1 protein-coding gene is annotated in these 456 nt (G+C 53.1%); it reads right to left on the bottom strand.

The annotated features are described in order from the left end of the window. Window positions 1-106 precede the first annotated feature (106 nt). Window positions 107-456: hypothetical protein (locus BP822_RS12695; protein ID WP_286878407.1), on the bottom strand; the 350-nt coding region annotated here is incomplete at its 5' end.

Below are 456 nucleotides of genomic sequence, written 5' to 3'. Positions count from 1 at the left end.
TTCTCGACGTTTGCCGTGATCATGCAAAAGAATTTGGATGCATTGTCGGCGGCAGCCAAAGGCAATGGGTACTCTCTTCAGGGACTGGAAGGATCGATCCGGCCCTCTAACGGATCATCGTCCGGCCCAGGCTCACAAGGAATAATGCAAGGAGCAGCCAGCCCAGGATGGATTCCAATGTGGCCAGGTAGCGGTAGACTCCTACTGGGTACCATTTAACCTGGGTCTTGGCGGTAAAGACCATAGCGCTGAAATAGAGATTGTCCAGGAAAGTGAGCTCCTCGTTTTGCCCCTGGATGTATTCAGATCCGTTCAGCGGCTCCACCACAATTCCCATTCCCTGCCAGTAGAGAAATGCGAACAACAGGATGAAAAAACCGCTCAAGAATACGGTGTATCTGGGTCGAACCCCATAACCGCAGGAGATCCAGGCCAGGCCGTCCAAGAGCTTGGACC

The sequence above is a fragment of the Methanosaeta sp. UBA458 genome (assembly GCF_002496085.1).
Lineage (GTDB): Archaea > Halobacteriota > Methanosarcinia > Methanotrichales > Methanotrichaceae > Methanothrix > Methanothrix soehngenii.
The sequence above is the reverse complement of the archived record's forward strand: the minus strand, read 5'-3'. Positions and strand labels throughout refer to the sequence as shown.